Source organism: Anoxybacillus sp. ST4, from assembly GCF_019448545.1.
Taxonomy (GTDB): Bacteria; Bacillota; Bacilli; order Bacillales; family Anoxybacillaceae; genus Anoxybacillus; species Anoxybacillus pushchinoensis.
Genome location: NZ_JAHZOE010000003.1, coordinates 116577 through 141430, shown reverse-complemented (window position 1 = coordinate 141430; position 24854 = coordinate 116577). Strand labels below are relative to the sequence as shown.

The following is a 24854-nucleotide window of genomic DNA, read 5'->3' as shown; positions in this document are numbered from 1 at the left end:
TATGATTTACTGGAGAATAAAGGAGGTTATATAAATTTTTTCAACTTTTCCTTCTTGCATGAGCTCATTTATACGTTCGCGCAGTTTTTTCTCTAAAAGAAGTTTTCCTTGCTTTCCTTTAAATTGCTCTCCTGTCATCTCTGAAAGTTCTTCAATAATAATATTTTTAATTTGAAAATCGCGCTTTTCCGCTTCTTCTTTCGCTTTTTCGCTATCTGTTTGAATTTTAAACGCAATTTTTATAAAGCGACCATCCGATAAGTTCGTCATCATTTCAGGGACATCAAACGAGCTGGCGACAATTTCATCGACCGTCGGCTCCTTCGGTTCATTATTTCCCATAAACTTCATAACAACGACAAGCGCAACGACGCTAACGAGCGTAATGACCCCCATGATGATAAGCATCACTTTTAACATCTTATTGTCTTTCAACGTCGGATCCCTCCGCATCTCTCCTTAATCCAAGCACCGAAATATTGCGGTAAAATGTTTCTACTAATAACATAACATCTTCAACAGACTCCCGCACGACAAACTTTTTGCCATTCGTTAACGTAATTGTCGTGTCAGGAAAGGCTTCAACTTGCTCTATGTAAATAGCGTTTAACGTGAAAGGCTTTCCATTTAATCGCGTTAATTGAATCATTATGTATCGGGGGCAACCGCCCCCGTCCCCCCTTTATTCATTATTTCTTCAAGTTGACAAGCTCTTGTAAAATTTCATCCGACGTTGTAATAATGCGTGTATTTGCTTGGAATCCGCGCTGTGCAACGATCATTTCCGTAAACTCTTCTGACAAGTCAACGTTTGACATTTCAAGCGCTCCAGAAATAATTTCACCTGCCCCATTTAAGCCAGGTCGTGACAATTCATTAATCGTTAGACCGTTTGCATTTCGATCAAGCTTACCTGAGTTATTCGTTTCTTTAAACGTATTGCCACCCATTTTCTCTAACCCTGTTGGATTCGGAAATTGTGCCAATAAAATTTGTCCCGCAATTTTCAATTGCCCGTTGCTATCGATGAACGTCACTTTACCATCTGCCGTAATTCCAAAGCTTTTCGCCGTTTTCGGAATTTGAATGAGTCCTGGCTCAAAGCTAGTCACATTTCCGTATTTCGGTTCACTATAATCTTGTAATACTTGCTGGACGCTTTCCACAAAACCGCTAATCCCTTCTAAGTACGGTCCCATCATTTTTTCAGCCTCCGCTAACGTATCCGGCCAATCGGCATCGTTTTCTGGAAGTAGCGGAACTGGATTAATACTTGCTTTCGGAGATACACGATCATTGAAATACGTCCCAGCCGCAGCAAGCGTTTGATCATCTGGATCTGTCTTTCCTGTAATTTTTTCGTTTAGACTTTTGAGTTCATTGTTAAAGTTTTTAATAAAATTAGTGAAATCTGTTTGTGTAGTTGGGTTATTATCAGGGTCTTTCGTAAACTCATCCTTCCACTTCTTTATGAAGTTCACAAGACCATTGGTACTATTAAGAAATGCATCTAAGTCACGTCTCGCTTGAGCAACATGTGGAGCGTTCGCGATAACAGTATCCACATCTTTAATCGCTGCTTCCCCGATTAAATATTGCCCGTCCGAGTTTACAATATAACCGTATTCATCTAAATAAAAGTTACCGGCACGTGTAAAGCTTAAGTTAAACACGCGGTCGATCGGCACACCTGTATTCACTTTATTCGTTCCGAGCTTTCCAGCTGGTCCATCCATGCTAATTAATGTGACATCGTTAATCGAGCCAACAACGAAAAAGCCGTCGCCACCAAGCGCCAAATCGAGCGGACGGGACGTCGTTTGCGTCGATCCTTGCGTATGAACTGTTTCGATCGAACCAAGTCCACTCCCTAAACCAATTTGTTTTCCGTTAATTCCTCCGCGCGTCCCTGTCGATGATGTCGCCGCAGAAATTTGTTGCGACACAAGGTCTTTAAACGTCACACGCGCTTTTTTGTAGCCGTACGTATTGACGTTAGAAATATTGTTACCAATGACGTCTAATTTATATTGGAAGTTGCGAATACCACCAATGCCAGTAAACATTGAACGTAACATATAATCCTCTCCTTTTTGTTATTTGAGCGGCTTCTGTCATTCCGCACGCTCAAAGGCTTCCTGTAAAGGTCCAGCCTTTTATATAATGATGGCGCCATTAATATTTGTAAACAGTTGCGTTTGTGCTTCTTCGCGATTCATCGCGGTAATGACCGTTTCATTCACAGCGCTCACAATTAATGCAGCTTCATTTGTAATGACGAGCGAATCGCGCACCCCTTTTTGTTTCGCCTCTACAATTTTTTGCCCAATCATTGCCCATTGTTCGTCGTTAATGTGAATATTTCGCTCTTGCAAACGTTGTTGCGCATGTTTGCTTATTTTTAACCCTTTTCCTGCTTCAATAAGCGCATCGCGAAACGATTGCCGCTCTGATTTTGATGAAGCAACGACTTGCTTTTTCGGCGGAATGAGCGGGGCAGGCGGAAAAAACTGTATTCGATCCATTCCCTCACCTCCTTTATTGCGACACTTTTGTGACGCGAGAGGCTAACACCGTTTCTCCTTGCTCGAGCTCTAACCATATATCTGTTCCTTTTTGAACGACAGCTTGAACAACACCGCTTTTTTCATCCCACGTCACCGTCTTGCCGATCCATTCACTATATTGAGCGAGCGACGGTGTAGATTGTTGTTGCATAAGCTTTTGCAACGCATCTAGCGTGCTGACAAGCTTTTCCGATGTACTTGTTTGCGATTCAATAAACTTGCCCATCATATTCGACATATTTACCATTTGTTCAAGCGATGAGAAGTTTGCCATTTGTGAAATAAATTCCCGGTCTTCCATCGGATTGAGCGGATCTTGGTGTTGCAATTGCGCAATTAAAATTTTTAAAAAATCATCTTTTCCTAACGAACTTTTTCCTGTTTCACGCTGTTTTACTTGTTGTTGCGATAAAAGTAAACTCGGATCGATCGCTGTCACAACTATCACCTCTACACGTCGAAATGAAACAACTCTTTTAACCACTCATCAAACGATTGGTCAGGCTGCTTTTTTTCTTCTTTTTGCTGTTGTTGCTGCTGTTGCTGCTTTTGTTGATGGAATGCATGGTCGCGAAACTTTGCTTCGTCAAATACATTAAATTGTTCGACCGTCACTTGATCCGCAATGTGCGCAAGTTGATGGATGTGCTGTTCCACTAACTGTTTTGCCGCTTCCGTAGACGTAATCATTTTTGCCGTTAGCTTTCCTTTTTGCTGAATGAGTTTAATCGTGACGTATCCTAAATGCTCAGGATGCAACCGAATAAGTAATTGTGCATTTCCGTTTTTCCATTGTGTAAATTGACTTGCGCGAACGATCCGTTCGATTTGCGATGCAAGCGGAGTTTCGCTTGTCGTATTGACCGTTTGCACCTCTATTGGCACACTTTTTTCAACCGACCGCTGTACTGCATGTAGCACGCTTGGCATCCGAACGATTCGCTCCATTTGCGATGCAAGCGGAGTTTCGCTTATTTGTGTCTCTAGCGGCATGCGTGATTGGACGGCTTGTTGAGCGTGCAACAGATCAGATGTGCGAACAATTCGTTGCATAGGAGCTAATTGTTCGTGGACAGGTAGCCACGATTGTTGTTGCTGAAACGGCCATTCAACCATTTTTTGCGCATTGTTCAACAACATAAGTTGGTTATTAACGATGTTTTGCAACATCGCCTGAATGGTAGCGTTTTGTTCATCATGTGCCCCAAACACGTGACGAAATGTTGCGCGCGCATATTCAATGATCTGCTCTGGAATCGCCCATTGCTTTTGCTCAAGTTGGAATAATGCAACGACAAGCATGAGCTCGTCTTTTTCATTTCGATCATCCGTTGGCGCAAACATCGCTTCAAGCGGTTGCTCAGATGAAAATCGTTCCGTGATGTCATTTTTCATGTCTTCTGGCAAAAGGGAAAGGAACGCTTGAACGACATCATTACATAACGTTTGTTTGTCTGCATACCCGTCATGAGCAGGAAGTTGCGCAAACCATTGTTGCAGCTGTTCCCAATCGACAGTTCGTACCTTTTCGGATGACTGAACGGATTGCTGTAACGGTTTCGCCTCTTGACGCAACGATGCAATGATACGAGCAAATGCGTTGTCATCGCTCGTTTTCATTTGTCCATGTTGTCCGCTAGATGACGTCATGAAGGAAATCGGTGCGATATTCATCTACTCACCTCCTTTCAATTGTCTGCTTTTTTCGCAAGCAAGCTCGTATATTTCGCCGCATTTTGTGCATCCATTTTTTCTAAAATGGCCGCCACTTTATCTGTTTTCAACTTCGACAATAAATTGACTGCCTCTTGATCTGACATTTGTGGAATAATTTCTGCCGCTTTGCGCGGAGACATCGTTTCATACATTTTGACAACATCGACACGCGGCGTATTTGTTTGCTCAGCTGGCGGAGTTGTTGTCGGCTCTTGCACTTGCTCCTTTTCCGCTTGCAAGCGGGCAATTTCTTGCTGAAGCGCATCAATTTCCGCTTCTTTTTCTTTAAGCACATCGTTTGCCTTTTTTAGTTGTTTCTCTTTTTCAACGATCGTTGCTTTTAGCTCGACGAGTTGTTCTTGCAGTTTCTTTTTTTCGTTTGCTTCCGTTCCTTCTACCCACTGAGAAATAAAAGGCAATTGACCTGCATATTTTTTTCCTTGTTCAAATACGTTAATGCCAGAAAACGTTAAAATGAGCAAAGCGACTGAAATTGTAAATAAAAGCGGAATAAAAACGACAAAGAGAAACCATTGCAACTTGCTTGTTTTTTTCGTTTCTTCATCTTTTTCAAACTGTTCCATTGACGCTCACCTTGTTTCCCGATAGCAATATTGCTGAATTGAAAGATCGTCCATCTGCTTTTGTTCCATCATGCGCATATGCTGAGCCAACATTTCGTCATGTTTTTCTTTCATCTTTTCATATTTTTTCACTTCTACGTTCAGCTCGACTAATTTTAGCTGTTTCAACTCCATGTGCTGACGGGCTTGCATGACGAGATGTTGATAATGATCGATAATGCGTTGCAAATTGACCATAAATTGTTGAAAGGAGCGAATATGTTGAATAGCTACCCCCGATTGCAACTGATGTTTATGCTGTTCTTCATACTCTTCTTTTTGTTTTAAAAAATGGTACAGTTTTTCCGCCACTTCTTCAAATCGGCTGCGCGCCTCTTCATATTCGTGCAACGCCTTTTGTTTTTCGTGTTCTTTTAAGTTTAAAATTTTCGTTAGCTTAAATGGTGTCATTATTTATTCACCCTTGTTCAATAAGTTGAAACAACTGTTGAACGCTTTCGTTTATTGTGAATGATTCATGAACATCTTGCTTTAAAAATGAAATGATTTTCGGATAGTAACGAATAGCTTCGTCAATTTCCCGCGATGATCCTCGCTTGTAAGCTCCTATTTGAATTAAGTCTTCAGATTGAACGTATGTCGCAAGCAGCTCGCGCAATTTTTCTGCCACTTTCCGATGTTCTTGCGTCACAATATAGTTCATGACACGGCTGACGCTTTTTAATACGTTAATTGCTGGATATTGTCCTTTATTTGCTAGTTGGCGCTCCAAAACAAAGTGGCCATCTAAAATGCCGCGAACGGTATCAGCAATCGGCTCGTTCATATCATCTCCATCAACGAGCACCGTATAAAAGGCAGTAATTGTGCCATGCTCATTCGTCCCTGTCCGCTCAAGCAATTTCGGCAATATCGCAAAGACAGACGGCGTATATCCTTTCGTCGTCGGCGGTTCTCCGATCGCCAGTCCAATTTCACGTTGCGCCATTGCGACACGCGTGACAGAGTCCATCATCAGCATGACGTTAAGTCCTTGATCGCGAAAATATTCTGCAATCGCTGTCGCTGCATATGCTCCCTTCATACGCATTAAAGCTGGTTGATCTGACGTAGCGACAACGACGATGGAGCGCTTTAATCCTTCGGGACCAAGGTCACGTTCAATAAACTCACGCACTTCGCGTCCGCGTTCACCAATTAAAGCAATAACGTTTAAATCGGCATTTGTGTTTCGAGCAATCATTCCCATTAACGTACTTTTTCCAACACCAGAGCCAGCAAAAATTCCAACGCGTTGTCCTTTACCGACCGTCAGTAAGCTGTCGATAATTTTTACGCCAACCTCGATTGGCTCCGAAATGGGCGGACGCGTCATCGGATTTGGCGGCTGGCGATCGATTGGAACAGCCGTTAACCCTTTAGGAAGCGGCTGACCGTCGAGCGGAGCGCCTAGCGCATCAATCACACGTCCGACAAGCGCTAAACCTACTTTAATTTCTAACGGGGAGCCCGTTGCCTCTACAATGCAACCGGGGGCAATATCTTGAACTGTTGCATATGGCATTAATAGTACGTATTCATCGCGAAATCCAACGACTTCCGCTTGAATTTTCTTCTTTTTTTTATGGCCAATATGAATATAGCAAACATCACCGATCGAGCTTTCCGGCCCTTTTGCTTCAATCATTAAGCCGATCACACGCGTCACTTTACCAAATCGTTTGTACGGGTCGAGCAGATCAATTTCATTGACGAGCGCTTGCCAATTCATTCATTTTCCCCCTCGATTCGCTCGAGCAATTGAAGTTTTAACTGCTCCAGCTGTGTGTCGACACTCGCATCAATGCGACCGAACGGCGACTCGACAATGCAACTTGTCTCCGCCAATGTTTCATCCGGATAAATAAACAAATGAACGTCTTGGCTAAATAGCGCTTTTAGCTCCTCTTTTTGACGGGTGACGACGTCATAATAAGCCGGATGAACGTATATTTTCACTTCTTCATGTTCACGAACTTCTTTAATTACTTGTTTTACAAGTCCAAGAAAATGTTCTTTATTTTCGGCGAGACGTTCGCCGATGATGCGCTCTGCTACTTTGCATGCAACGAGTAAAATCGTTTCATCGGCTGACTGCAACATATGATAAAATTGTTCATTCGCTGATTGAACGATTTGTTTTGCCTCACGAATGGCTTCCGTATATTGTTGAAAGCCGTCATGCCGTCCTTGCTCTAAACCGACGGCATAGCCTTCTTGACGTGCTTGCTCAATCCATCGGCTTCGTTCTTCTTCCCATTGCCTTTGTTCCTCGGCAATTTGTTGTTGAATCGATGCGTAGTACATGTCTGCTTCTTGACGAATGCTTGCTGCCTGTTGTTCCGCTTGTTCAATGAGCATTTGTACATGTTCTACCGTTGCTTCATGATGATGCTCGTTCGCTTCAGGCGGCATATCAGGCAGCATTTTTTTTACTTGAATGACCGCTCGTTGCTCCGTACACGTCCGAGCAAACGGGGCTTTAATGACTTTAGACAATAATATCATCTCCTCCGCCACGAGCAACGACAATTTCACCCGCTTCTTCGAGACGGCGAATGACAGCAACAATGCGCGATTGCGCTTCTTCTACGTCGCGAAGACGAACTGGTCCCATAAATTCCATTTCTTCTTTAAACGTTTCCGCCATGCGCGATGACATATTGCGGAATACGACTTCTTTCACTTCATCGCTAGACACTTTTAATGCAAGCAACAAGTCTGCGTTGTCCACTTCACGAATGACGCGTTGAATCGCACGGTTATCAAGCGTAACGATATCTTCAAATACGAACATCCGCTTTTTAATTTCTTCCGCTAACTCCGGATCTTGAATTTCAAGAGCATCTAAAATCGTGCGTTCAGTAGCCCGATCGACACCGTTCAACACTTCAACAACCGCCTCGATGCCACCTGTTTGCGTGTAGTCTTGCACAACTGTCGTTGACAGCTTCCGCTCAAGCACTTGTTCTACCTCATTAATCATTTCCGGAGATGTGCGGTCCATAAGGGCAATGCGGCGAGCGACGTCCGCTTGCATTTCTTGTGGAAGCGCAGATAAAATTTGGCCGGCTTGAGCAGGATCTAAATACGACAGTACGAGCGCAATCGTTTGTGGATGTTCGTTTTGTAAAAAGTTTAAAATTTGTGCTGGATCGGCTTTCCGTGCAAAATCAAACGGACGTACTTGCAAGGCGGACGTTAAACGATTAATGATGTTCATCGCTTGCTCTGGACCGAGCGCTTTTTCAAGCACTTGTTTCGCATAAGCGATTCCGCCTTGTGAAATGTAATCTTGAGCTAAGGCGATTTGATGAAACTCTTCTAAAATCGTTTCTTTTTTCTCAGCATCAACTTGACGAACGTTAGAAATTTCAAGCGTTAGCTTTTCAATTTCTTCTTCAGATAAATGTTTATATACGGATGCTGACACGTCGGGACCTAACGAAATGAGGAGGATGGCCGCTTTTTGTTTTCCTGTTAGTTCGCCTTTTTGATCACGCTTTGCCATATAATCCCCTCCCTTATTCTTCTGCAAGCCATGTTCTTAATAGTTTTGCAAACTCTTCTGGTTTTTCTTTTGCAAGCTTTTCAAGCTGCTTGCGGCGCAACGTTGCTTCTGTTTCGACTTCTTCGTTTACATCTGGAATGTGTACTGCCACTTGCTCTTCTTGTAGCGGCAGTTCGTCCATTTCTTCTTTTTTTCGCTTGCGCAACCATAAAAAGACGAGCAATGCAATGATGAAAACGAGCACTCCGCCACCAGCAAGGTAAGCCCATGTTGGAATAGCTGTAGATTGTTCGTCAAACTGCACCTTTCCGTTAAACGGTTGTACAGAAACGACGACGCGGTTTTGTAAGTCCGCATCGGTCCATTGACCTGCGATCTCTTTATCAACCGATGTACGCACGATCGTCCCTAAAATTTTTGTAATGTCGTCAACCGTTTGCGCCGGAAGTGAGTTCGGATCGTTTGGTGTCGGCGGTTCTACCATCACTTGAATGCCTAAATCTTTTACTTTATAAGGACTTGAAACAATTTCCTTTTTTATTCTATTAACCTCGTTGTTAATTGTTTCCTCGATTCGCTCATAATCACCGTTTGTCTCGCCATTTGCTCCTTCATACCCTGGCACCTCGTTTTCTCCTACGCCCGCTGTGCCACCCGGCTGTGCCCCTTTTCCTGAAAACGTCTCAGTAATGCGTTGCACACTAACGGCGATGCCTTCCATATTCTCTTTATCTACTGGCTCAACAAGCTCTTCTTGACGGTTTTCTTGCGTGAAATCTACATCGGCAGTCACAGACACGACTACCTTATCTTGTCCGATCATCGTTCCTAACATTTGTTGAACGCGCCGTTGAATGTCACGTTCAATTTGTTGTTTCACTTCATACTGCTCAGCAAATGTTTTGCCCGACGAAAAATTTTCTTTATTTTTTAAGTCAAAGTACTCAAAATATTGATTCATAATGACGATATTTTCAGTAGGAAGGTTCGGCACGCTTTTGGAAACAAGATGGTATAACGATTGAATTTGCTGTTCATTGAATTTATATCCTGCCTTTGTTTTCAAAACGATAGATGCCGATGCTTCTTCCTGTTGATCACCAACAAAGATGGTCGGCTGGGGTAGATTAATCATCACTTTCGCATCTTCTACCCCGTCGATACTTTTTATTAAATTAGCGAGCTCTGTTTGCATCGCCTCAATTTTTAGCACGTTAAATTCGTTATCTGTCATCCCGAAGCCGGAGTTTTTCCCAAAAAACGAATAATCAATGCTGCCGCTTTCCGGGATGCCTTCTGCGGCCAACTCTACTTTTAACGTATTCACAAGCTGTTCCGGCACTAAAATCGTCGTGCCGTTATCGGCAACTTGTGACTGAATGCCGCGCTGATCAAGCGTCGCTTTAATTTGTCCTGCTTCCTGCGGCGATAAATTGCTGTAGAGAGGAACGAAATTCGTCCGCGTCGCAAAAAAAGCAGTGAGCGCCACGGCGATGACTACCAGGCCAACGAGTCCGAAAGCCATCATTTTTTGCTGCTTCGTTCTCTCGCTCCAAAACAATTTGAATCGTTCTATCGCTTGTTTTAATTGCTCGTTCATATGCTTCCTCCGCTATCTCATGAGGTCAATTATACTTGCATTCTCATCACTTCTTGATACGCTTCGACGACTTTATTGCGCACTTCGATCGCTAGTTGAAGCGACACGCTTGCTTTTTGCGAAGCGATCATAACATTGTGTAAATCAACGTTTTCCCCTCTTGCTAACTTCGTCGTCAGTTGATCTGATTGAATTTGTTGCTTGTTCACTTCTTGAATCGCCTCTTTTAAAAATTGCGAAAACGCACGTTGCGCCTCGGCTGGCTTTATTGTTTGCTGCTGCACAGCTGGTGATAAAGCTGCACGTTGAATGCGATCAATCATCGTTTATCCCCCTACTTTCCGATTTCTAACGCCTTCATTAACATTCCTTTCGTCGCGTTCAATACGGTCACGTTCGCCTCATATGAGCGAGTCGCGCTCATTAAATCGACCATTTCTTTTAACGGATCAACGTTTGGAAGCTGTACATACCCATTTTCATCTGCATCAGGATGAGATGGGTCATACACAAGTTTAAACGGCGTTTGGTCTTCGATAATTTTCGTCACTTTCACTCCACCTGCCGACCGCTCGTTCATTGCCTGACTTAAAAAAGAAGAAAACGATTCGTTCGGCTGCATGACAACCATTTTCCGGCGATACGGTTGCCATTTTCCATCTACCATTTTCGCCCGCGTCGTATCGACGTTCGCCATGTTGGCTGAAATGACGTCCATGCGCAACCGTTGTGCCGTTAAAGCGGAAGCGGACACATTGAAACTTTGAAACATATATTATTTTCCTCCCTTAATGACCGTTTTTAAGGAGTTAAACTTCCCGTTTAACCGCTCGACTAACGCGTTGTAATAAATTTGGTTTTGCGCTAAATCCGACATTTCTTTATCCAAATCGACATTGTTCTTATTATGATTGTAAACGAGATCGTTTTTCGTTGTCACGAAAAATTTGTTTGTGCTTCCTTTAAACTCAAAATGGCGCGGATCCGTACGATACGCTTGCAACGCCTGATGAAATTCATTTCGAAACTGAACGTCTTTCGCTTGAAAATTCGGTGTATCGACATTCGCAATGTTGTTTGCGATCACTTTTTGCTTCAATGATGAGTAATTTAATCCTTGTTCTAATATTTGAAACGTATGTGAAAACAATTTCACGACATATTCCTCCTCGTAAAGACACCGTTCGACACCTTTATTGTAAAAAATTATTTCCAATATGTATATAGGGAACATTGGACTATTTTTCACATACTTTAACAAAAGAGGCATCTTTGCGAGAAAGATGCCTGCTTTATTTGGAGACAAGAAGCTTTTCTTATTAATGATGTTTTAATTTTTCAAGCTCTGTTAAAAACTTATCGTTTAACACTTTAATGTACGTTCCTTTCATTCCAAGGGAACGAGATTCAATAACTCCAGCGCTTTCTAGTTTGCGCAATGCATTAACAATAACCGAACGCGTAATGCCGACTCGATCGGCAATTTTACTTGCAACAAGCAAGCCTTCTGTCCCATTTAATTCTTCAAAAATATGTTCAATTGCTTCTAATTCACTATATGAAAGCGAGCTAATCGCCATTTGAACGACCGCTTTGCTGCGCGCTTCCTCTTCAATTTCTTCCGCTTTTTCACGCAAAATTTCCATTCCGACAACCGTTGCACCGTATTCAGCTAAAATTAAGTCATCATCGTGAAATTCTTTATCTAAACGGGATAAAATAAGCGTTCCTAAACGCTCGCCCCCACCAATAATCGGGACGATCGTCGTTAGCCCGTTTTTAAATAAATCTTTATTTTCCACTGGAAACGCCGTATACTCACTATCAATATCAAGGTTTGGCGATGTTTCTGTAATGTTAAATAAATTTTTCGTATATTCTTCTGGGAATTGACGGTCAGCCAACATTTTTTTCATTCGCTCGTTTTCAATCGTTTGTTTAATCGCAAATCCGAGCAATTTGCCCCGACGGCTAACAACGAAAACGTTTGCTTCGATTACTTCGCAAAGCGTCTCTGCCATTTCTTTAAAGTTTACTGGTTTTCCAGCCGCATTTTGCAGCATCGCATTAATTTTTCTCGTTTTTTCAAGTAAATTCATCTCGCATCCTCCTTATAAAATAAACTGACTTAAATCTTTGTTTCGCACAATATTTCCGAGTTTTTTCTCCACATACTGCGGGGTTATGACAATTTTTTCAAGATGCACATCCGGTGCTTCGTACAATAAATCTTCTAACAACTTTTCCATAATCGTATGAAGGCGGCGTGCGCCAATGTTATCTGTTTGTTGATTCACTTCAAACGCCACTTCCGCAATTTTACGAATAGCATCGTCAGAAAATTCAAGTTGTATACCTTCTGTCGCAAGTAAAGCGACATATTGTTTTAACAGCGCATTGTTTGGTTCTACTAATATTTTTACGAAATCATCTACCGTCAGCTTCGTCAGCTCGACGCGAATCGGAAAACGCCCTTGCAGTTCCGGAATTAAATCGGACGGTTTCGCCATGTGGAATGCACCGGCCGCAATAAACAAAATATAGTCCGTTTTCACTGGCCCGTATTTCGTCATAACGGTTGACCCTTCCACAATCGGCAAAATGTCGCGCTGCACCCCTTCACGCGAAACGTCAGCCGATGAGCCAGTCTGTCCTTTTCGCGCAATTTTATCGATTTCATCAATAAAAATAATACCTGACTGTTCAGCTAATCGAATAGCTTCTTGCGTCACTTCGTCCATGTCGATCAGCTTTTGCGCTTCTTCGTTCACGAGTACATGGCGCGCTTCTTTCACTTTTAATTTTCGTTTTTTTCGTTTTTTCGGCATAAAGCTACTTAACATATCTTGCATATTGACGCCCATTTGCTCGATGCCAGCACCTTGAAATAAGTCAAACATAAGCGGTTGTTGTTCTTCTACTTCAATCGTCACAAATTCATCTTCTAACTCTCCGTTTGCGAGCTTCCAAGCGATTTGTCGCCGTTTTTCAACAATGTGTTGCTCATCGCTTCCTGTCTCCGGTTGCTCTTGCGCGCCGCCAAACAAAAGTTCGAACGGATTTTTCATCGGCTGCTTCGCTTTTCCAGGCACGAGCAATTCAACAAGACGCTTATTCGCCAACTCTTGCGCGCGATCTTTCACTTCGTTCATTTTTCTCTCTTTGACAATGCGTACGGACGTTTCGACGAGATCGCGTACCATCGATTCGACATCTCGACCGACATACCCGACTTCAGTAAATTTCGTCGCCTCTACTTTTACGAACGGAGCGCCAACAAGTTTCGCTAACCGCCGTGCAATTTCCGTTTTTCCTACGCCCGTCGGTCCGATCATTAAAATGTTTTTCGGCACGACTTCATCGCGCAACTTCTCGTCTAACAAGCTGCGGCGATAACGATTTCTTAACGCGATCGCCACCGCCTTTTTCGCTTCATGCTGACCGACGATAAACTGATCAAGCTTTTCAACAATTTGTTTTGGCGTTAACATGCCGCTCCCCCCTTACAGCTCTTCGACAATAATGCAATCGTTTGTGTACACGCAAATATCGCTCGCTACTTTTAATGCCGCTTCCGCAATTTGCTTCGCTGTTAAATGCTCACCTGCATACGCCTTTAACGCTCTCCCTGCCGCTAGCGCATAGTTGCCACCTGAGCCGATCGCTAATATACCATCATCCGGTTCGATCACTTCCCCCGTTCCGGAAATGAGGAGTAAATGGGTGTCGTCCATGACGATTAACATCGCCTCTAACCGGCGTAACACTTTATCGCTCCGCCATTCTTTCGCTAGCTCAACCGCAGCGCGCTGTAAATTTCCATTGTATTCTTCTAGCTTTCCTTCAAACATTTCAAACAACGTGAACGCATCGGCTACCGCTCCCGCAAAGCCAGCTAACACTTTGCCATGAAAAAGTTTACGAATTTTTCGTGCGGTATGTTTCATCACGACAGCATTGCCGAACGTTACTTGACCATCACCTGCCATCGCCCCTTTTCCTTGGTGGCGAATCGCAAAAATCGTCGTCGCATGAAATTGGCTCATAAACATCCTCCTTATTTTCGTTATGCGCGCGGGTGGGAATGTAAATAAATGTGGCGCAAATGATCTTTCGTTACATGTGTATACACTTGCGTCGATGAAAGATGCGCATGCCCTAACAATTCTTGTACAGAACGTAAATCAGCGCCTTCGTTTAACAAATGGGTCGCAAATGTATGCCGAAACATATGGGGGCTTACTTTTAGCGAAAGAGCAGCGCGTTCGACGATGTCGTTTAAAATATGACGCACCCCTCTTGGCGTTAACGCGCCGCCGCGCGCATTTAAAAAAAGCACATCCGTCGGCGCTTTTGCTTTACTTATCAGTTGCTGACGTCCGTCTTGTATATATCGTTCAAGCGCTTCTTTGGCGTACGTACCGAACGGGACATATCGCTGTTTATTTCCCTTTCCGTAAATTAAAATGGTACATACCGAAAAATCAATGTGTGATAAGCGAATGTTACAACATTCACTTACCCGTACACCCGTTGCGTACAACAGCTCGATAATGGCTTGGTTTCGTTGACCGATCGCTGTATTCAAATCATTGACAACAAACAGCTGTTCTAATTCGTCTTGGTACAAAAAATGTGGAATTTTCTGTTCTTTCTTCGGCAACGAAGCAAGGGCAAACGGATTTTCAGAAACGATTTTTTCACGCACTAAAAATTTATAAAAACTGCGCAAACTCGACATTTTCCGGGCAATCGAACGGCTAGATTGCTTCCGCTTATGAAGCTCGGTTAAAAACAGGCGAACGTCGCTGTAAGAGACGTCTTGCAATCGTTTGACTTGTTCGCGCTCCATAAATTCGAAAAATTCGCCAATATCATGCTTATAACACGCAATTGTATATTCTGAATAATTTTTTTCTATTTGTAAATATTCAATGAACAAATGTAACGTAAAATTCACATTTTCCATTCGATCACCTCACAAGAGCTACTAAATAGTAGCATAATTTAGCAGCTCTTGCAATGAATTTCACAACTTTTTTAAAAAATTCTGAATCGTTTCTAACGCCCGTTCTGCATACCGTTCATTTTTTTTCTTTTTATCTTTAATCGGCTCATCGAGCGGGGCAAATAAGCCGAAATTGGCGTTCATCGGCTGAAAATGTTTTGGGTTCGCTGACGTAATGTAATGCGCCATGCTGCCGATTGCTGTTTCCTGTGGAAATACGATCAGTTCTTTTCCGAGCACGTAATGTGCGGCGTTGATCCCCGCCACAAGTCCTGAGGCTGCTGACTCAACATATCCTTCGACACCGGTCATTTGTCCTGCGAAAAATAAGTCTTCTCTCTCTTTATATTGATACGTCGGCTTTAGCAACTTTGGAGAGTTCAAAAACGTATTGCGATGCATGACACCGTATCGTACAATTTCTGCTTGTTCAAGCCCCGGAATGAGACGAATGACTTCTTTTTGCGCCCCCCATTTTAAATGCGTTTGGAAGCCGACAATGTTGTATAACGTCCCTGCCGCATCGTCTTGACGAAGTTGTACAACAGCATAAGGACGTTTCCCTGTACGTGGGTCTTCTAAACCGACGGGCTTCATCGGACCAAACAGCAACGTCTTTTTCCCGCGTCGTGCCATAACTTCAATTGGCATGCATCCTTCAAAATAAATTTCTTTTTCAAATTCTTTTAAAGGAACTGTTTCAGCAGAAATGAGCGCATCATAAAATCGCTCAAACTGCTCCTCTGTCATCGGGCAGTTAATATACGCCGCTTCCCCTTTATCATAGCGAGATTTCACATACACTTTCTCCATGTTAATGCTTTCTTTTTCAACAATCGGTGCTGCCGCATCGTAAAAGTATAAATATTGTTCCCCTGTCAACGCTTGAAGTTGTTCTGAAAGCGACTGCGATGTTAGCGGGCCGGTCGCAATGATGGTCGGACCGGCCGGAATCGCTGTTACTTCTTCACGAATGACGGTAACATTCGGATGATTCGCTACCATTTCCGTCACTCTTGCCGCAAATTCGTGACGATCGACAGCTAAAGCGCCACCGGCTGGCACTGCACAAGCATCTGCTGCTTTTATAATAACGGAGTCTAAACGACGCATTTCTTCTTTTAACACACCGACCGCATTCGTTAATGTGTTCGCACGAAGAGAATTGCTACATACAAGTTCTGCAAATTTGTCGGTATGATGCGCAGGGGTTTGTTTAACCGGACGCATTTCGTACAATCGAACACGAATGCCGCGCTTCGCTAGCTGCCACGCCGCTTCACTTCCTGCTAGTCCTGCTCCGATAACTGTTACTTCCATATACATATTCCCTCCTCGATAAAATGGGTGAGGGTATTCGCCTCACCTTACTGTTGTTCGTGATATTCGCACTGCGTACATTGAATGTGCATACTCTTTTTCCCTTTTTTCTCAACAAGCATGCCACCGCACTTCGGGCACGGGCGATTGATCGGTTTATCCCATGACACGAAGTCGCACGCTGGAAAACGATCACAACCGTAAAACATACGCTTCTTTTTACTTTTTCGTTCAACGATGTTCCCTTCATGACAACGTGGGCATTTCACGCCAATATCTTTGACGATCGCTTTCGTATTTCGACATTGTGGAAAATTGGAGCAAGCGATGAACTTCCCAAAGCGCCCCATTTTATATACCATCGGGCTACCGCATACGTCGCAGTCCACATCTGCCGCTTCATCTGCAATTTCGACTTTCTCCATTTCAACTTCAGCGATTTTTAACCGTTTTTCAAACTCGCGATAAAACTCATCAATGATGCGTACCCATTCGACTTTTCCATCTTCAATGTCATCTAAATTTTTTTCCATTTTCGCTGTAAATTCAACGTCTAAAATTTCCGGGAAAAATTGCATCATTAAATCTAGTACAATTTCACCAAGCTCTGTTGGAACGAAACGTTTGTTTTCGAGCGTGACGTAATTTCGTTTTTGAATCGTATCAAGCGTTGGAGCGTACGTCGATGGGCGACCGATACCAAGTTCTTCTAATGTTTTTACGAGCCGAGCTTCCGTGTAACGTGGTGGGGGCTGCGTGAAATGTTGCTTTCCTTCAATGTCTTTACTAAATACGCGTTCCCCTTCAACAAAATCCGGCAGCAACCGTTGTTGTTCGTCTTTCGGATCATCCGTCCCTTCCACATACACTTTCATAAAGCCTGGAAACTTAACCGTCGAACCGGTCGCACGGAAGATGACAGTTCCGTTTGATAGTTCCACTGCTACTGTGTCGAGCACAGCCGGCGCCATTTGGCTTGCGATAAAGCGCTCCCAAATGAGTTTGTACAGCTGATATTGATCGCGCGTCACGTACGGTTTAATCGCGTTTGGATGGCGCCAGACGGACGTTGGACGAATCGCTTCGTGCGCATCTTGGGCGTTCGCTTTTTGTTTTTCTTTTCTTTTTTCTGTTGGTACATATGATGTGCCGAACGTCTGTTCAATATACTGAATCGCCTCTTGTTGAGCGCTTTCGGATACGCGCGTCGAGTCTGTACGCATATATGTAATTAAACCGACCGTCCCTTCACTTCCAAGGTCGATCCCTTCGTATAGCTGTTGGGCAACCATCATCGTTTTTTTCGTGCGGAAGTTTAATTTCCGCGCTGCTTCTTGTTGTAAAGACGATGTAATAAACGGTGCAACAGCATTTCGCTTTCGTTCTTTTTTCGTTACCGATGTGACGACAAATTCGTTTCCTTGAATGTGGCTTAACACATGTTGCACATCTTGCTCCGTTTTTACGTCGAACGTTTCACCGTTCAAGCGATAAAATTGCGCCTCAAATACATCATTGTCTTTTACAAACGTTCCTTGAATCGTCCAATACTCTTCTGGTTGGAATGATTGAATTTCTTTTTCCCGATCGATAATTAAGCGAAGCGCAACAGATTGCACGCGCCCTGCACTTAATCCTTTTTTTACTTTTTTCCAAAGCAACGGGCTAATATTGTAGCCGACGAGACGATCGAGCACACGCCGCGCTTGCTGGGCATGAACTAAATGCATATTGATGGCACGCGGATGTTCAAACGATTGTTTAATTGCGTCTTTTGTAATTTCGTTAAATACGACGCGACATTGTGAATCAATGTTTAAATCAAGGAGATGGGCTAAATGCCAAGCGATCGCTTCCCCTTCACGATCGGGGTCGGCTGCAAGAAATACTTTTTTTGCTTTTTTCGCCGCCGCTTTCAATTCTTTAATGACCGACCCTTTTCCGCGAATCGTAATGTACTTCGGCTCATAGTCGTTTTGTATGTCAACGCCCATTTGACTTTTTGGCAAATCACGTACGTGTCCCATCGATGCTTTTACTTTATACTTTTTTCCTAAATATCTCTCAATCGTTTTCGCCTTCGCCGGCGACTCTACAATGACTAAGTAGTCTGACATCATTTTGTCCTCCCTCAAGAGGTAATTCGTAAAGTAAAATCTTCATTATTATTAATGATGATGTATTCATTTGTCAAACATCATTTTTCGATTTTTTCTTTCATTCATGTAAAAAGGTGTCGAAATTCCTCTTCAATATCCTCGCTCGCTAGTACTAATTTCGCCCCTTGTTGAATGAGCCGATTCGTCCCAAACGCCTCTTTTGTCAATATGTCGCCCGGGATCGCAAACACTTCTCTTCCGTACTGTAACGCAAAATGAGCGGTAATGAGCGAACCGCTCCGCTCCTTCGCTTGCACGACGAGCGTACCGACAGATAAGCCGCCAATGATGCGGTTGCGCATCGGAAAATGCCACGTTTGTGGGCGAATAACCGGCGGGTATTCAGAAAGAATAAGCTGTGTTGTCGCTAGCTGTCGAAACAACGATTCGTTTTCAGGTGGATATATATAATTGAATCCCCCGGCAATGACGGCAATCGTTTCACCGTCATATTGCAAACATAAACGATGCGCCTGTGCATCAATCCCTTTTGCCAATCCGCTAACAACGACCCAGCCGTTTTGAATAAGCGGCTTAACGATCGTTTGCATCGCTATCATCCCTTGCCGAGTAGGCATCCGTGTTCCGACGACACTAATCATTTTGCGTCGTGTTAACAATTGTATGTTCCCTTTCGCATATAGTACCCACGGCGGATCGTATATATGTTTTAGCCAATGAGGGTAACTTTCATCCGCTATTGTCACAATATGAATGTTTTGCTCCTCATATGTTTTTATCATACGTTTCAACTTGTGACAATGCAAATCATGGAAAAATACAGTGAAATGTTTTTGCGAGATTGGAAGTAATCGTTGCAATTCATGAGGAGAAAGGTGAAAGATGGAAGTTAACGATGAATCAAAGCGGAGTAATTGTGCTATACTTTTCCAGCCAACGCCGCGGCAATGATGCAAATGAATAAGCCTTTCTCGGAATGTATCGTACATCATATCCCTCCTCTTTTTATAAAAATCGTCCTAAGGAACATGCCCTAGGACGATGTGACGATTAATGAGTTTTGCACTTTTCGTATAAGCCGCGCTCTTTTAATACAGAAATTAACGTTTCACCAATGACTGCTGGCGTTTCTGCGACTTTAATGCCGCACGCTGTCATCGTTTTAATTTTTTCTGCAGCCGTTCCTTTTCCGCCAGAAATGATCGCACCGGCATGTCCCATGCGCTTTCCTGGAGGAGCTGTTTGGCCGCCGATAAAGCCGACAACCGGTTTTGTCATGTTTGCTTTTACCCATTCTGCCGCTTCTTCTTCCGCCGTTCCGCCAATCTCACCGATCATAATGACCGCGTACGTATCTTCATCTTCGTTAAACGCTTTTAATACGTCGATGAAGTTTGTACCGTTGACTGGGTCACCGCCAATACCGACCGCCGTTGATTGACCGATTCCCGCTTGTGTTAACTGATGAACAGCTTCGTACGTTAACGTACCGGAGCGGGAAACGATACCGACATGGCCTTTTTTATGAATATAGCCCGGCATAATGCCGATTTTGCATTCTTCCGGTGTAATGATGCCAGGGCAGTTTGGTCCGATTAAGCGCGTTTTCTTTCCTTCCATATAGCGCTTCACTTTTACCATGTCTAATACCGGAATGCCTTCTGTAATACAAACAACTAAATCGATTTCCGCATCGACAGCTTCCATAATCGCATCGGCAGCAAATGCTGGCGGAACGTAAATGACAGAGGCGTTCGCACCTGTTTTTTCAACCGCTTCAGAAACCGTATCAAACACAGGTACCCCTTCAACTTCCGTGCCACCTTTTCCTGGTGTTACCCCACCAACAATGTTTGTGCCGTACTCAATCATTTGTTTCGTATGGAACAACCCTTGTGAACCTGTAATTCCTTGTACAATGACTTTCGTATCTTTATTAACAAAAACGCTCACGTTTCTCCCATCCCTTCTATTAGCTTACTAGCGAAACGATTTTTTGCGCGCCGTCTGCCATCGATTCAGCGGCTGTAATATTTAATCCGGACTCTTCTAAAATCTTTTTCCCTAATTCAACGTTCGTTCCTTCTAAACGAACGACAAGCGGAAGATTTAAACCGACTTGTTTCGTTGCCTCAACAATTCCGTTAGCGATGACGTCGCATTTCATAATGCCCCCAAAAATGTTAACGAAAATACCTTTAACATTCGGGTCAGATAAAATGATTTTAAACGCTTCTGTTACTTTTTCTGTCGTCGCACCGCCACCAACATCTAAAAAGTTTGCCGGCTCGCCACCGTAATATTTAATGATGTCCATCGTCGCCATCGCTAAGCCTGCACCGTTAACCATGCAGCCGATGTTCCCATCGAGCGAAATGTAGTTTAAATCGTATTTTGACGCTTCAATTTCTTTTGGATCTTCTTCGTCTAAATCGCGATATTCTAAAATGTCTTTATGGCGATATAACGCGTTTGAATCAAAGTTAAGCTTCGCATCAAGCGCCATTACTTTTCCATCACCCGTTACGACAAGCGGGTTAATTTCAGCGATTGAGCAATCTTTTTCAACGAACACTTGATATAAGCCTAACATAAATTTTACAGCTTGATTGACAAGCTCTTTCGGAATATTGATGTTAAATGCCATGCGGCGCGCTTGGAACGCTTGTAGGCCGACAGCTGGGTCGATATACTCTTTAAAAATTTTCTCCGGCGTTTTTGCAGCCACTTCTTCGATTTCTGTTCCGCCTTCTTCTGATCCCATTAATACTACGCGGGACGTCGCACGGTCAACAACAAGCCCGATGTAATATTCCTTTTTAATGTCGCATCCTTCTTCGATCAACAGACGCTTCACTTCTTTTCCTTCTGGACCTGTTTGATGCGTCACAAGCACTTTTCCGAGCAATTCGCTCGCATATGTACGAACTTCCTCTAGGCTTTTTGCGACTTTTACACCCCCTGCTTTTCCGCGACCGCCAGCGTGAATTTGCGCTTTAACGACACAAACGTTGCTGCCGAGCTCTTTTGCCGCTTCGACCGCCTCTTCAACCGTAAACGCCACACGGCCGTTCGGCACGCTTACTCCGTAGCTTCTGAGGATCTCTTTTCCTTGATACTCATGAATATTCATACCCCATCCTCCTATGTATAAAAATAAAAGTACTAGCGCTTTCATTGTATAATGATACTTTGTCAGTTGTCTACCATTTAGACAGAAAATTCTTTAACGAAAGAAAAAAGGAGCATGATCATCGCTCCTCCACCTTTTTTTCGACTTGATAAATAAACGCGAATACTTCGGCGACAACTTTGTACAGCTCTTCTGGAATCGTTTCGTTTAGCTGTAATTGGCCGAGCATCGCCGCAAGCGTTTCATCTTCGTAAACGGGGACGTCGTATTGTTTCGCTTTTTCAATGATGCGCTCAGCAACCGTCCCCTCCCCTTTTGCAACAACGATAGGGGCAACATGTTGCTCATCGTACGACAAAGCAATAGCACGTTTTCGTGTCATATGCGATAATCCACCCCTTTGTATGAAAATGGTTCGACGAGCAATCGTTTCTTTGTCGGTGCGCGCTCTGGCACTTTGACGTGAACGGTCGAAAGCGTATAACCATGCTCAGCAAGTTGTTTTTTTAACGACGGCTCAAGCGCTGAGACGTACGACGATAAATGCGGCGTGTCATTGATGACGAAAATATGGACAATGCGTTGTTGAATGTGAACATCGACGATCGTTTCTTTTAACGTCGCCATCGTTAAGTAAAATAACATGCGACAATAATCTGTATCGATTTTTCCGTTTTCACGTTGTTTCCCGCGCCATTGAATCGTCACGTCTGTGGCGTGCGTTCCAATGAGAAGTGGAAATTGGGTAAAAAGATGGCGAAGCGGTGCGTCACTTGTCGATAATAGTTGCTGCGCCTTCATGCGCTCGAATAGCGATACGATTTCTTCTTTCAATTCGCCGGTCGCTTCAGCCGCTGCTGATTGCAATAAAGAAAATGATTCATCTTGTTGCTTGATCACCTGTTTGAGCAGTTGATAAACCCGTTCTGGTGAAAATGAGGAAAGCTCCGGCATATCGCGCAAAAATGAGGCAAGTTTCGTTAACGTTTCATTCGGTGGCAACCGTTCAATCATTTGAGCGAGCATCATCCGTTGCTCGTATAACGGCTTATCATGCTGCAAAGCGACGAGCGAACGAAACACATCGTCTTGAAACGGCAAATCGTGCATAAGAAGCCATTTGATCGCTTGAGCTTCCTTTTCCCCTCCTGTTTGCATCCATTGCCGAAGCGACGCCATATCATTCGTTTTAAATGAAAAAGATTGGTCGATCATCCACCGCACAAGCGCCTTCGTTTGTTCGTTTGTCGGCAACCGAAAGTGACGAATGACGCTTTCTTCATCTGCCGTTTTTGCCGTTTGCGGCAACATTTTTAGCAGCAGCGGGGAGGCTTGTTGCACTTGAAACGTATATGCCCCACCTTCTTTAGCTGGCGATTGCAAATGAGCGGTAAGCATATGCGTTCCGATTCGAACGAGCGCTGTACGATCTTCATTTATTTTTTCGATTTTCCCATGTATGATATCTCCTATGTGGAACGTTGGTGCTTTCGGTAGGCGGTTCGTTTGCGCCTCATCAAATAACGTGCGCAACCATTGAACGTTCATTTCATTCCCCTCGCTTTAGTCGCTCGCGAATTGGTGCAAATGAGCGGCGATGTTCCTCAATCACTCCATATTGTTCAATGGCTTGCAAATGCTCTTTCGTTCCATATCCCATATGCCGCTCAAATCCGTATTGTGGATATTTCTCACCTAACTGTTTCATCATGCGATCGCGCGTCACTTTCGCTATAATGGAGCTTGCTGCAATAGACGCACTATGTGCATCCCCACGAATAATCGACGTTTGTGGAATCGATAGCGGGATATGCATGGCATCAATGAGAATATGTTCCGGAACGACAGAAAGCGACTGAACGGCTTCAATCATCGCTTTTTTCGTTGCTTCGTAAATGTTGAGCTCGTCAATTTCACGTGCACAAACGACCCCGATGCCGATCGCAAGCGCCGTTTGTTGAATGACAGAAAACAGTTGTTCTCGCTTCGTTTCCGATAGCTTTTTTGAATCATCTAAATGCGGAAGAAACACGTCTTGTGGCAAAATGACCGCCGCAGCAACAACCGGACCGGCAAGCGGACCGCGCCCGACTTCATCTACACCAGCAATATAGCGGACACCCCGTTCGTATAGCGACCGTTCATATTGCAACATATGCAAAAAGCGTTCTCGCTCGCGTTTTTCCATCTCTTTTTGTTTATACCATTGTTGAACGAGGCGTTGGACGCCTTTTCGCTCGTCATGTAATAGTTGTTGAAACCATTCGTCTGTTTCATCGTGAATCGTTTGTAGTCGTTGTTTAATCTCTTGCATGTTCACGCGCAATCACTCCTTACACTTTATATCGGCTCATTCATAAAAAAATAAAGGCTCGCATATGCGAACCTTACAGGCGATCGAAACTAAGCCGTCCTAGTTTTTCTGTGCGAATATCGCGCAATACGAGCTCGGCTACTTTATCGTAATCGACGACGCCGCCAGAAGCGAGGCAACCTCGTCTTTTACCGATTTCGTCGAATAGTTGGACGATGTCCTCCGGAATATGAGAAAGAGCGTACCGTTCTTTTAAACGATCAGGGTAATGCGCCGTTAAAAAGCGCAACGCATATACGGCAACGTCTTGCAAATTTAAAATCGTATCTTTAATCGCTCCTGTCGTTGCGAGCTTTAATCCGACTTCTTCATCTTCAAATTTCGGCCATAAAATTCCTGGCGTATCAAGCAATTCAAGTTCCTTGCCGACTTTAATCCACTGTTGTGCTTTCGTCACTCCTGGTTTATCGCCCGTCTTTGCGATATGCTTTCCTGCTAACCGATTAATGAGTGTTGACTTTCCTACATTCGGAATGCCGACAATTAATGCGCGCATTGCACGTGGGCGTTTTATTCCTTTCGCTGCCATCTTTTCGAATTTTGGACGCAACCGTTCCTTCGCGGCTGCAACAATTTGTTTCACACCCGTTCCGCTTTGAGAATCAATCGCAATTGCCTCGATTTGTTGCGTAGCGAAAAAGGCAATCCACTGTTTTGTGACGTCTGGATCAGCCATATCTGTCTTATTGAGCAACATGATGCGCGGTTTATTAGCAACAATTTCATCAATTAACGGGTTGCGTGAAGAAAGGGGAATGCGCGCATCAACAAGCTCAAATACAATATCAATCAGTTTTAATTTTTCTGTTACTTCCCGCTTCGCTTTCGCCATATGGCCGGGAAACCATTGAATCGTCATCGCTGCCACCTACTTTATATGAT

Annotated in this window: 27 protein-coding genes and 2 pseudogenes; all 29 read right to left on the bottom strand. The window is 43.7% G+C overall.

From position 1 onward, the window contains the following. Positions 1 to 6: 6 nt before the first annotated feature. Positions 7 to 420: a flagellar basal body-associated protein FliL gene (fliL, locus tag K1I44_RS04005; RefSeq protein ID WP_080629191.1), complete on the bottom strand. Its 414-nt coding sequence runs from the start codon at positions 418 to 420 to the stop codon at positions 7 to 9. A 1-nt stretch (position 421) separates the two neighbouring features. Next, positions 422 to 649 carry a flagellar FlbD family protein gene (locus K1I44_RS04000; RefSeq protein ID WP_003394880.1) on the bottom strand — a complete coding sequence of 76 codons (228 nt, stop codon included), beginning with the start codon at positions 647 to 649 and terminating at the stop codon, positions 422 to 424. Between the two features lie 40 nt (positions 650 to 689). Beyond that, positions 690 to 2078, bottom strand: coding sequence for a flagellar hook-basal body complex protein (locus K1I44_RS03995; RefSeq protein ID WP_219985335.1), 1389 nt, complete (start codon positions 2076 to 2078; stop codon positions 690 to 692). A gap of 78 nt (positions 2079 to 2156) precedes the next feature. Beyond that, positions 2157 to 2525 carry a TIGR02530 family flagellar biosynthesis protein gene (locus K1I44_RS03990; protein ID WP_219985334.1) on the bottom strand — a complete coding sequence of 123 codons (369 nt, stop codon included), beginning with the start codon at positions 2523 to 2525 and terminating at the stop codon, positions 2157 to 2159. Between the two features lie 13 nt (positions 2526 to 2538). Continuing rightward, positions 2539 to 3006, bottom strand: a complete 468-nt coding sequence (locus tag K1I44_RS03985) for a FlgD family protein (protein WP_003394887.1) — start codon at positions 3004 to 3006, stop codon at positions 2539 to 2541. A gap of 11 nt (positions 3007 to 3017) precedes the next feature. Continuing rightward, positions 3018 to 4241, bottom strand: coding sequence for a flagellar hook-length control protein FliK (locus K1I44_RS03980; protein WP_219985333.1), 1224 nt, complete (start codon positions 4239 to 4241; stop codon positions 3018 to 3020). A gap of 14 nt (positions 4242 to 4255) precedes the next feature. Beyond that, entirely contained in the window at positions 4256 to 4867 is a 612-nt protein-coding gene (locus tag K1I44_RS03975; RefSeq protein WP_219985332.1) for a MotE family protein, read from the bottom strand. Further along, positions 4854 to 4913 (bottom strand): annotated as a pseudogene (locus tag K1I44_RS15495) (hypothetical protein); the annotation flags it as partial. The gene K1I44_RS03975 and the pseudogene K1I44_RS15495, both read right to left, overlap by 14 nt. Further along, positions 4907 to 5317: pseudogene (gene fliJ, locus K1I44_RS03970) on the bottom strand (flagellar export protein FliJ); the annotation flags it as partial. The pseudogenes fliJ and K1I44_RS15495, both read right to left, overlap by 7 nt. A 7-nt stretch (positions 5318 to 5324) precedes the next feature. Further along, a complete protein-coding gene (gene fliI / locus K1I44_RS03965; RefSeq protein ID WP_219985330.1) occupies positions 5325 to 6638 on the bottom strand; it encodes a flagellar protein export ATPase FliI in 1314 nt (437 codons plus the stop codon). Next, entirely contained in the window at positions 6635 to 7414 is a 780-nt protein-coding gene (gene fliH, locus K1I44_RS03960; RefSeq protein WP_219985329.1) for a flagellar assembly protein FliH, read from the bottom strand. Before fliH ends, fliI begins: the two co-directional genes overlap by 4 nt. Then, positions 7398 to 8417, bottom strand: coding sequence for a flagellar motor switch protein FliG (gene fliG / locus K1I44_RS03955; protein WP_003394898.1), 1020 nt, complete (start codon positions 8415 to 8417; stop codon positions 7398 to 7400). The genes fliH and fliG overlap by 17 nt, the downstream gene beginning before the upstream one ends. A 13-nt stretch (positions 8418 to 8430) precedes the next feature. Further along, on the bottom strand, positions 8431 to 10017 hold the full coding sequence (gene fliF, locus K1I44_RS03950; protein WP_003394901.1) for a flagellar basal-body MS-ring/collar protein FliF: 1587 nt from the start codon (positions 10015 to 10017) through the stop codon (positions 8431 to 8433). 29 nt (positions 10018 to 10046) lie between these two features. Next, positions 10047 to 10340 (bottom strand): flagellar hook-basal body complex protein FliE, encoded by a 294-nt coding sequence (gene fliE, locus K1I44_RS03945; RefSeq protein ID WP_003394903.1) that lies wholly within the window; start codon positions 10338 to 10340, stop codon positions 10047 to 10049. Between the two features lie 11 nt (positions 10341 to 10351). Beyond that, on the bottom strand, positions 10352 to 10789 hold the full coding sequence (gene flgC, locus K1I44_RS03940) for a flagellar basal body rod protein FlgC (RefSeq protein ID WP_003394905.1): 438 nt from the start codon (positions 10787 to 10789) through the stop codon (positions 10352 to 10354). 3 nt (positions 10790 to 10792) lie between these two features. Further along, a complete protein-coding gene (gene flgB / locus K1I44_RS03935) occupies positions 10793 to 11173 on the bottom strand; it encodes a flagellar basal body rod protein FlgB (protein WP_003394908.1) in 381 nt (126 codons plus the stop codon). Positions 11174 to 11336: 163 nt separating this feature from the next. After that, positions 11337 to 12116, bottom strand: a complete 780-nt coding sequence (gene codY, locus K1I44_RS03930; protein WP_003394910.1) for a GTP-sensing pleiotropic transcriptional regulator CodY — start codon at positions 12114 to 12116, stop codon at positions 11337 to 11339. Positions 12117 to 12128: 12 nt separating this feature from the next. Further along, positions 12129 to 13508 (bottom strand): ATP-dependent protease ATPase subunit HslU, encoded by a 1380-nt coding sequence (hslU, locus tag K1I44_RS03925; RefSeq protein ID WP_003394913.1) that lies wholly within the window; start codon positions 13506 to 13508, stop codon positions 12129 to 12131. Between the two features lie 12 nt (positions 13509 to 13520). Further along, positions 13521 to 14069: an ATP-dependent protease subunit HslV gene (gene hslV / locus K1I44_RS03920; protein ID WP_279625309.1), complete on the bottom strand. Its 549-nt coding sequence runs from the start codon at positions 14067 to 14069 to the stop codon at positions 13521 to 13523. 14 nt (positions 14070 to 14083) lie between these two features. Further along, entirely contained in the window at positions 14084 to 14986 is a 903-nt protein-coding gene (xerC, locus tag K1I44_RS03915) for a tyrosine recombinase XerC (RefSeq protein WP_003394917.1), read from the bottom strand. Positions 14987 to 15046: 60 nt separating this feature from the next. Then, positions 15047 to 16345: an FADH(2)-oxidizing methylenetetrahydrofolate--tRNA-(uracil(54)-C(5))-methyltransferase TrmFO gene (gene trmFO, locus K1I44_RS03910; protein WP_003394919.1), complete on the bottom strand. Its 1299-nt coding sequence runs from the start codon at positions 16343 to 16345 to the stop codon at positions 15047 to 15049. Between the two features lie 47 nt (positions 16346 to 16392). Then, positions 16393 to 18462, bottom strand: a complete 2070-nt coding sequence (topA, locus tag K1I44_RS03905) for a type I DNA topoisomerase (RefSeq protein WP_003394922.1) — start codon at positions 18460 to 18462, stop codon at positions 16393 to 16395. 104 nt (positions 18463 to 18566) lie between these two features. Beyond that, positions 18567 to 19454 (bottom strand): DNA-processing protein DprA, encoded by an 888-nt coding sequence (gene dprA / locus K1I44_RS03900; RefSeq protein WP_003394926.1) that lies wholly within the window; start codon positions 19452 to 19454, stop codon positions 18567 to 18569. Positions 19455 to 19515: 61 nt separating this feature from the next. Continuing rightward, a complete protein-coding gene (gene sucD, locus K1I44_RS03895; RefSeq protein WP_003394929.1) occupies positions 19516 to 20418 on the bottom strand; it encodes a succinate--CoA ligase subunit alpha in 903 nt (300 codons plus the stop codon). A 19-nt stretch (positions 20419 to 20437) separates the two neighbouring features. Further along, positions 20438 to 21598, bottom strand: a complete 1161-nt coding sequence (gene sucC / locus K1I44_RS03890; RefSeq protein ID WP_003394931.1) for an ADP-forming succinate--CoA ligase subunit beta — start codon at positions 21596 to 21598, stop codon at positions 20438 to 20440. A 118-nt stretch (positions 21599 to 21716) separates the two neighbouring features. Then, entirely contained in the window at positions 21717 to 21980 is a 264-nt protein-coding gene (locus K1I44_RS03885; protein ID WP_003394933.1) for an EscU/YscU/HrcU family type III secretion system export apparatus switch protein, read from the bottom strand. After that, positions 21977 to 23146, bottom strand: coding sequence for a hypothetical protein (locus K1I44_RS03880; RefSeq protein WP_219985328.1), 1170 nt, complete (start codon positions 23144 to 23146; stop codon positions 21977 to 21979). The genes K1I44_RS03885 and K1I44_RS03880 overlap by 4 nt, the downstream gene beginning before the upstream one ends. Position 23147: 1 nt before the next feature. Further along, positions 23148 to 23912, bottom strand: a complete 765-nt coding sequence (locus K1I44_RS03875) for a ribonuclease HII (protein ID WP_035044768.1) — start codon at positions 23910 to 23912, stop codon at positions 23148 to 23150. Between the two features lie 73 nt (positions 23913 to 23985). Beyond that, positions 23986 to 24840: a ribosome biogenesis GTPase YlqF gene (ylqF, locus tag K1I44_RS03870; RefSeq protein ID WP_219985327.1), complete on the bottom strand. Its 855-nt coding sequence runs from the start codon at positions 24838 to 24840 to the stop codon at positions 23986 to 23988. Positions 24841 to 24854 lie beyond the last annotated feature (14 nt).

Excerpts from the sequence above, each read along its gene's own strand:
- fliL (WP_080629191.1), bottom strand. The coding sequence starts at position 420 with ATGTTAAAAGTGATGCTTATCATCATGGGGGTCATTACGCTCGTTAGC.
- K1I44_RS04000 (WP_003394880.1), bottom strand. The coding sequence starts at position 649 with ATGATTCAATTAACGCGATTAAATGGAAAGCCTTTCACGTTAAACGCT.
- K1I44_RS03995 (WP_219985335.1), bottom strand. The coding sequence starts at position 2,078 with ATGTTACGTTCAATGTTTACTGGCATTGGTGGTATTCGCAACTTCCAA.
- K1I44_RS03990 (WP_219985334.1), bottom strand. The coding sequence starts at position 2,525 with ATGGATCGAATACAGTTTTTTCCGCCTGCCCCGCTCATTCCGCCGAAA.
- K1I44_RS03980 (WP_219985333.1), bottom strand. The coding sequence starts at position 4,241 with ATGAATATCGCACCGATTTCCTTCATGACGTCATCTAGCGGACAACAT.
- K1I44_RS03975 (WP_219985332.1), bottom strand. The coding sequence starts at position 4,867 with ATGGAACAGTTTGAAAAAGATGAAGAAACGAAAAAAACAAGCAAGTTG.
- fliI (WP_219985330.1), bottom strand. The coding sequence starts at position 6,638 with ATGAATTGGCAAGCGCTCGTCAATGAAATTGATCTGCTCGACCCGTAC.
- fliH (WP_219985329.1), bottom strand. The coding sequence starts at position 7,414 with ATGATATTATTGTCTAAAGTCATTAAAGCCCCGTTTGCTCGGACGTGT.
- fliG (WP_003394898.1), bottom strand. The coding sequence starts at position 8,417 with ATGGCAAAGCGTGATCAAAAAGGCGAACTAACAGGAAAACAAAAAGCG.
- fliF (WP_003394901.1), bottom strand. The coding sequence starts at position 10,017 with ATGAACGAGCAATTAAAACAAGCGATAGAACGATTCAAATTGTTTTGG.
- fliE (WP_003394903.1), bottom strand. The coding sequence starts at position 10,340 with ATGATTGATCGCATTCAACGTGCAGCTTTATCACCAGCTGTGCAGCAG.
- flgC (WP_003394905.1), bottom strand. The coding sequence starts at position 10,789 with ATGTTTCAAAGTTTCAATGTGTCCGCTTCCGCTTTAACGGCACAACGG.
- codY (WP_003394910.1), bottom strand. The coding sequence starts at position 12,116 with ATGAATTTACTTGAAAAAACGAGAAAAATTAATGCGATGCTGCAAAAT.
- hslU (WP_003394913.1), bottom strand. The coding sequence starts at position 13,508 with ATGTTAACGCCAAAACAAATTGTTGAAAAGCTTGATCAGTTTATCGTC.
- hslV (WP_279625309.1), bottom strand. The coding sequence starts at position 14,069 with ATGTTTATGAGCCAATTTCATGCGACGACGATTTTTGCGATTCGCCAC.
- xerC (WP_003394917.1), bottom strand. The coding sequence starts at position 14,986 with ATGGAAAATGTGAATTTTACGTTACATTTGTTCATTGAATATTTACAA.
- trmFO (WP_003394919.1), bottom strand. The coding sequence starts at position 16,345 with ATGGAAGTAACAGTTATCGGAGCAGGACTAGCAGGAAGTGAAGCGGCG.
- topA (WP_003394922.1), bottom strand. The coding sequence starts at position 18,462 with ATGTCAGACTACTTAGTCATTGTAGAGTCGCCGGCGAAGGCGAAAACG.
- dprA (WP_003394926.1), bottom strand. The coding sequence starts at position 19,454 with ATGTACGATACATTCCGAGAAAGGCTTATTCATTTGCATCATTGCCGC.
- sucC (WP_003394931.1), bottom strand. The coding sequence starts at position 21,598 with ATGAATATTCATGAGTATCAAGGAAAAGAGATCCTCAGAAGCTACGGA.
- K1I44_RS03885 (WP_003394933.1), bottom strand. The coding sequence starts at position 21,980 with ATGACACGAAAACGTGCTATTGCTTTGTCGTACGATGAGCAACATGTT.
- K1I44_RS03880 (WP_219985328.1), bottom strand. The coding sequence starts at position 23,146 with ATGAACGTTCAATGGTTGCGCACGTTATTTGATGAGGCGCAAACGAAC.
- K1I44_RS03875 (WP_035044768.1), bottom strand. The coding sequence starts at position 23,912 with ATGCAAGAGATTAAACAACGACTACAAACGATTCACGATGAAACAGAC.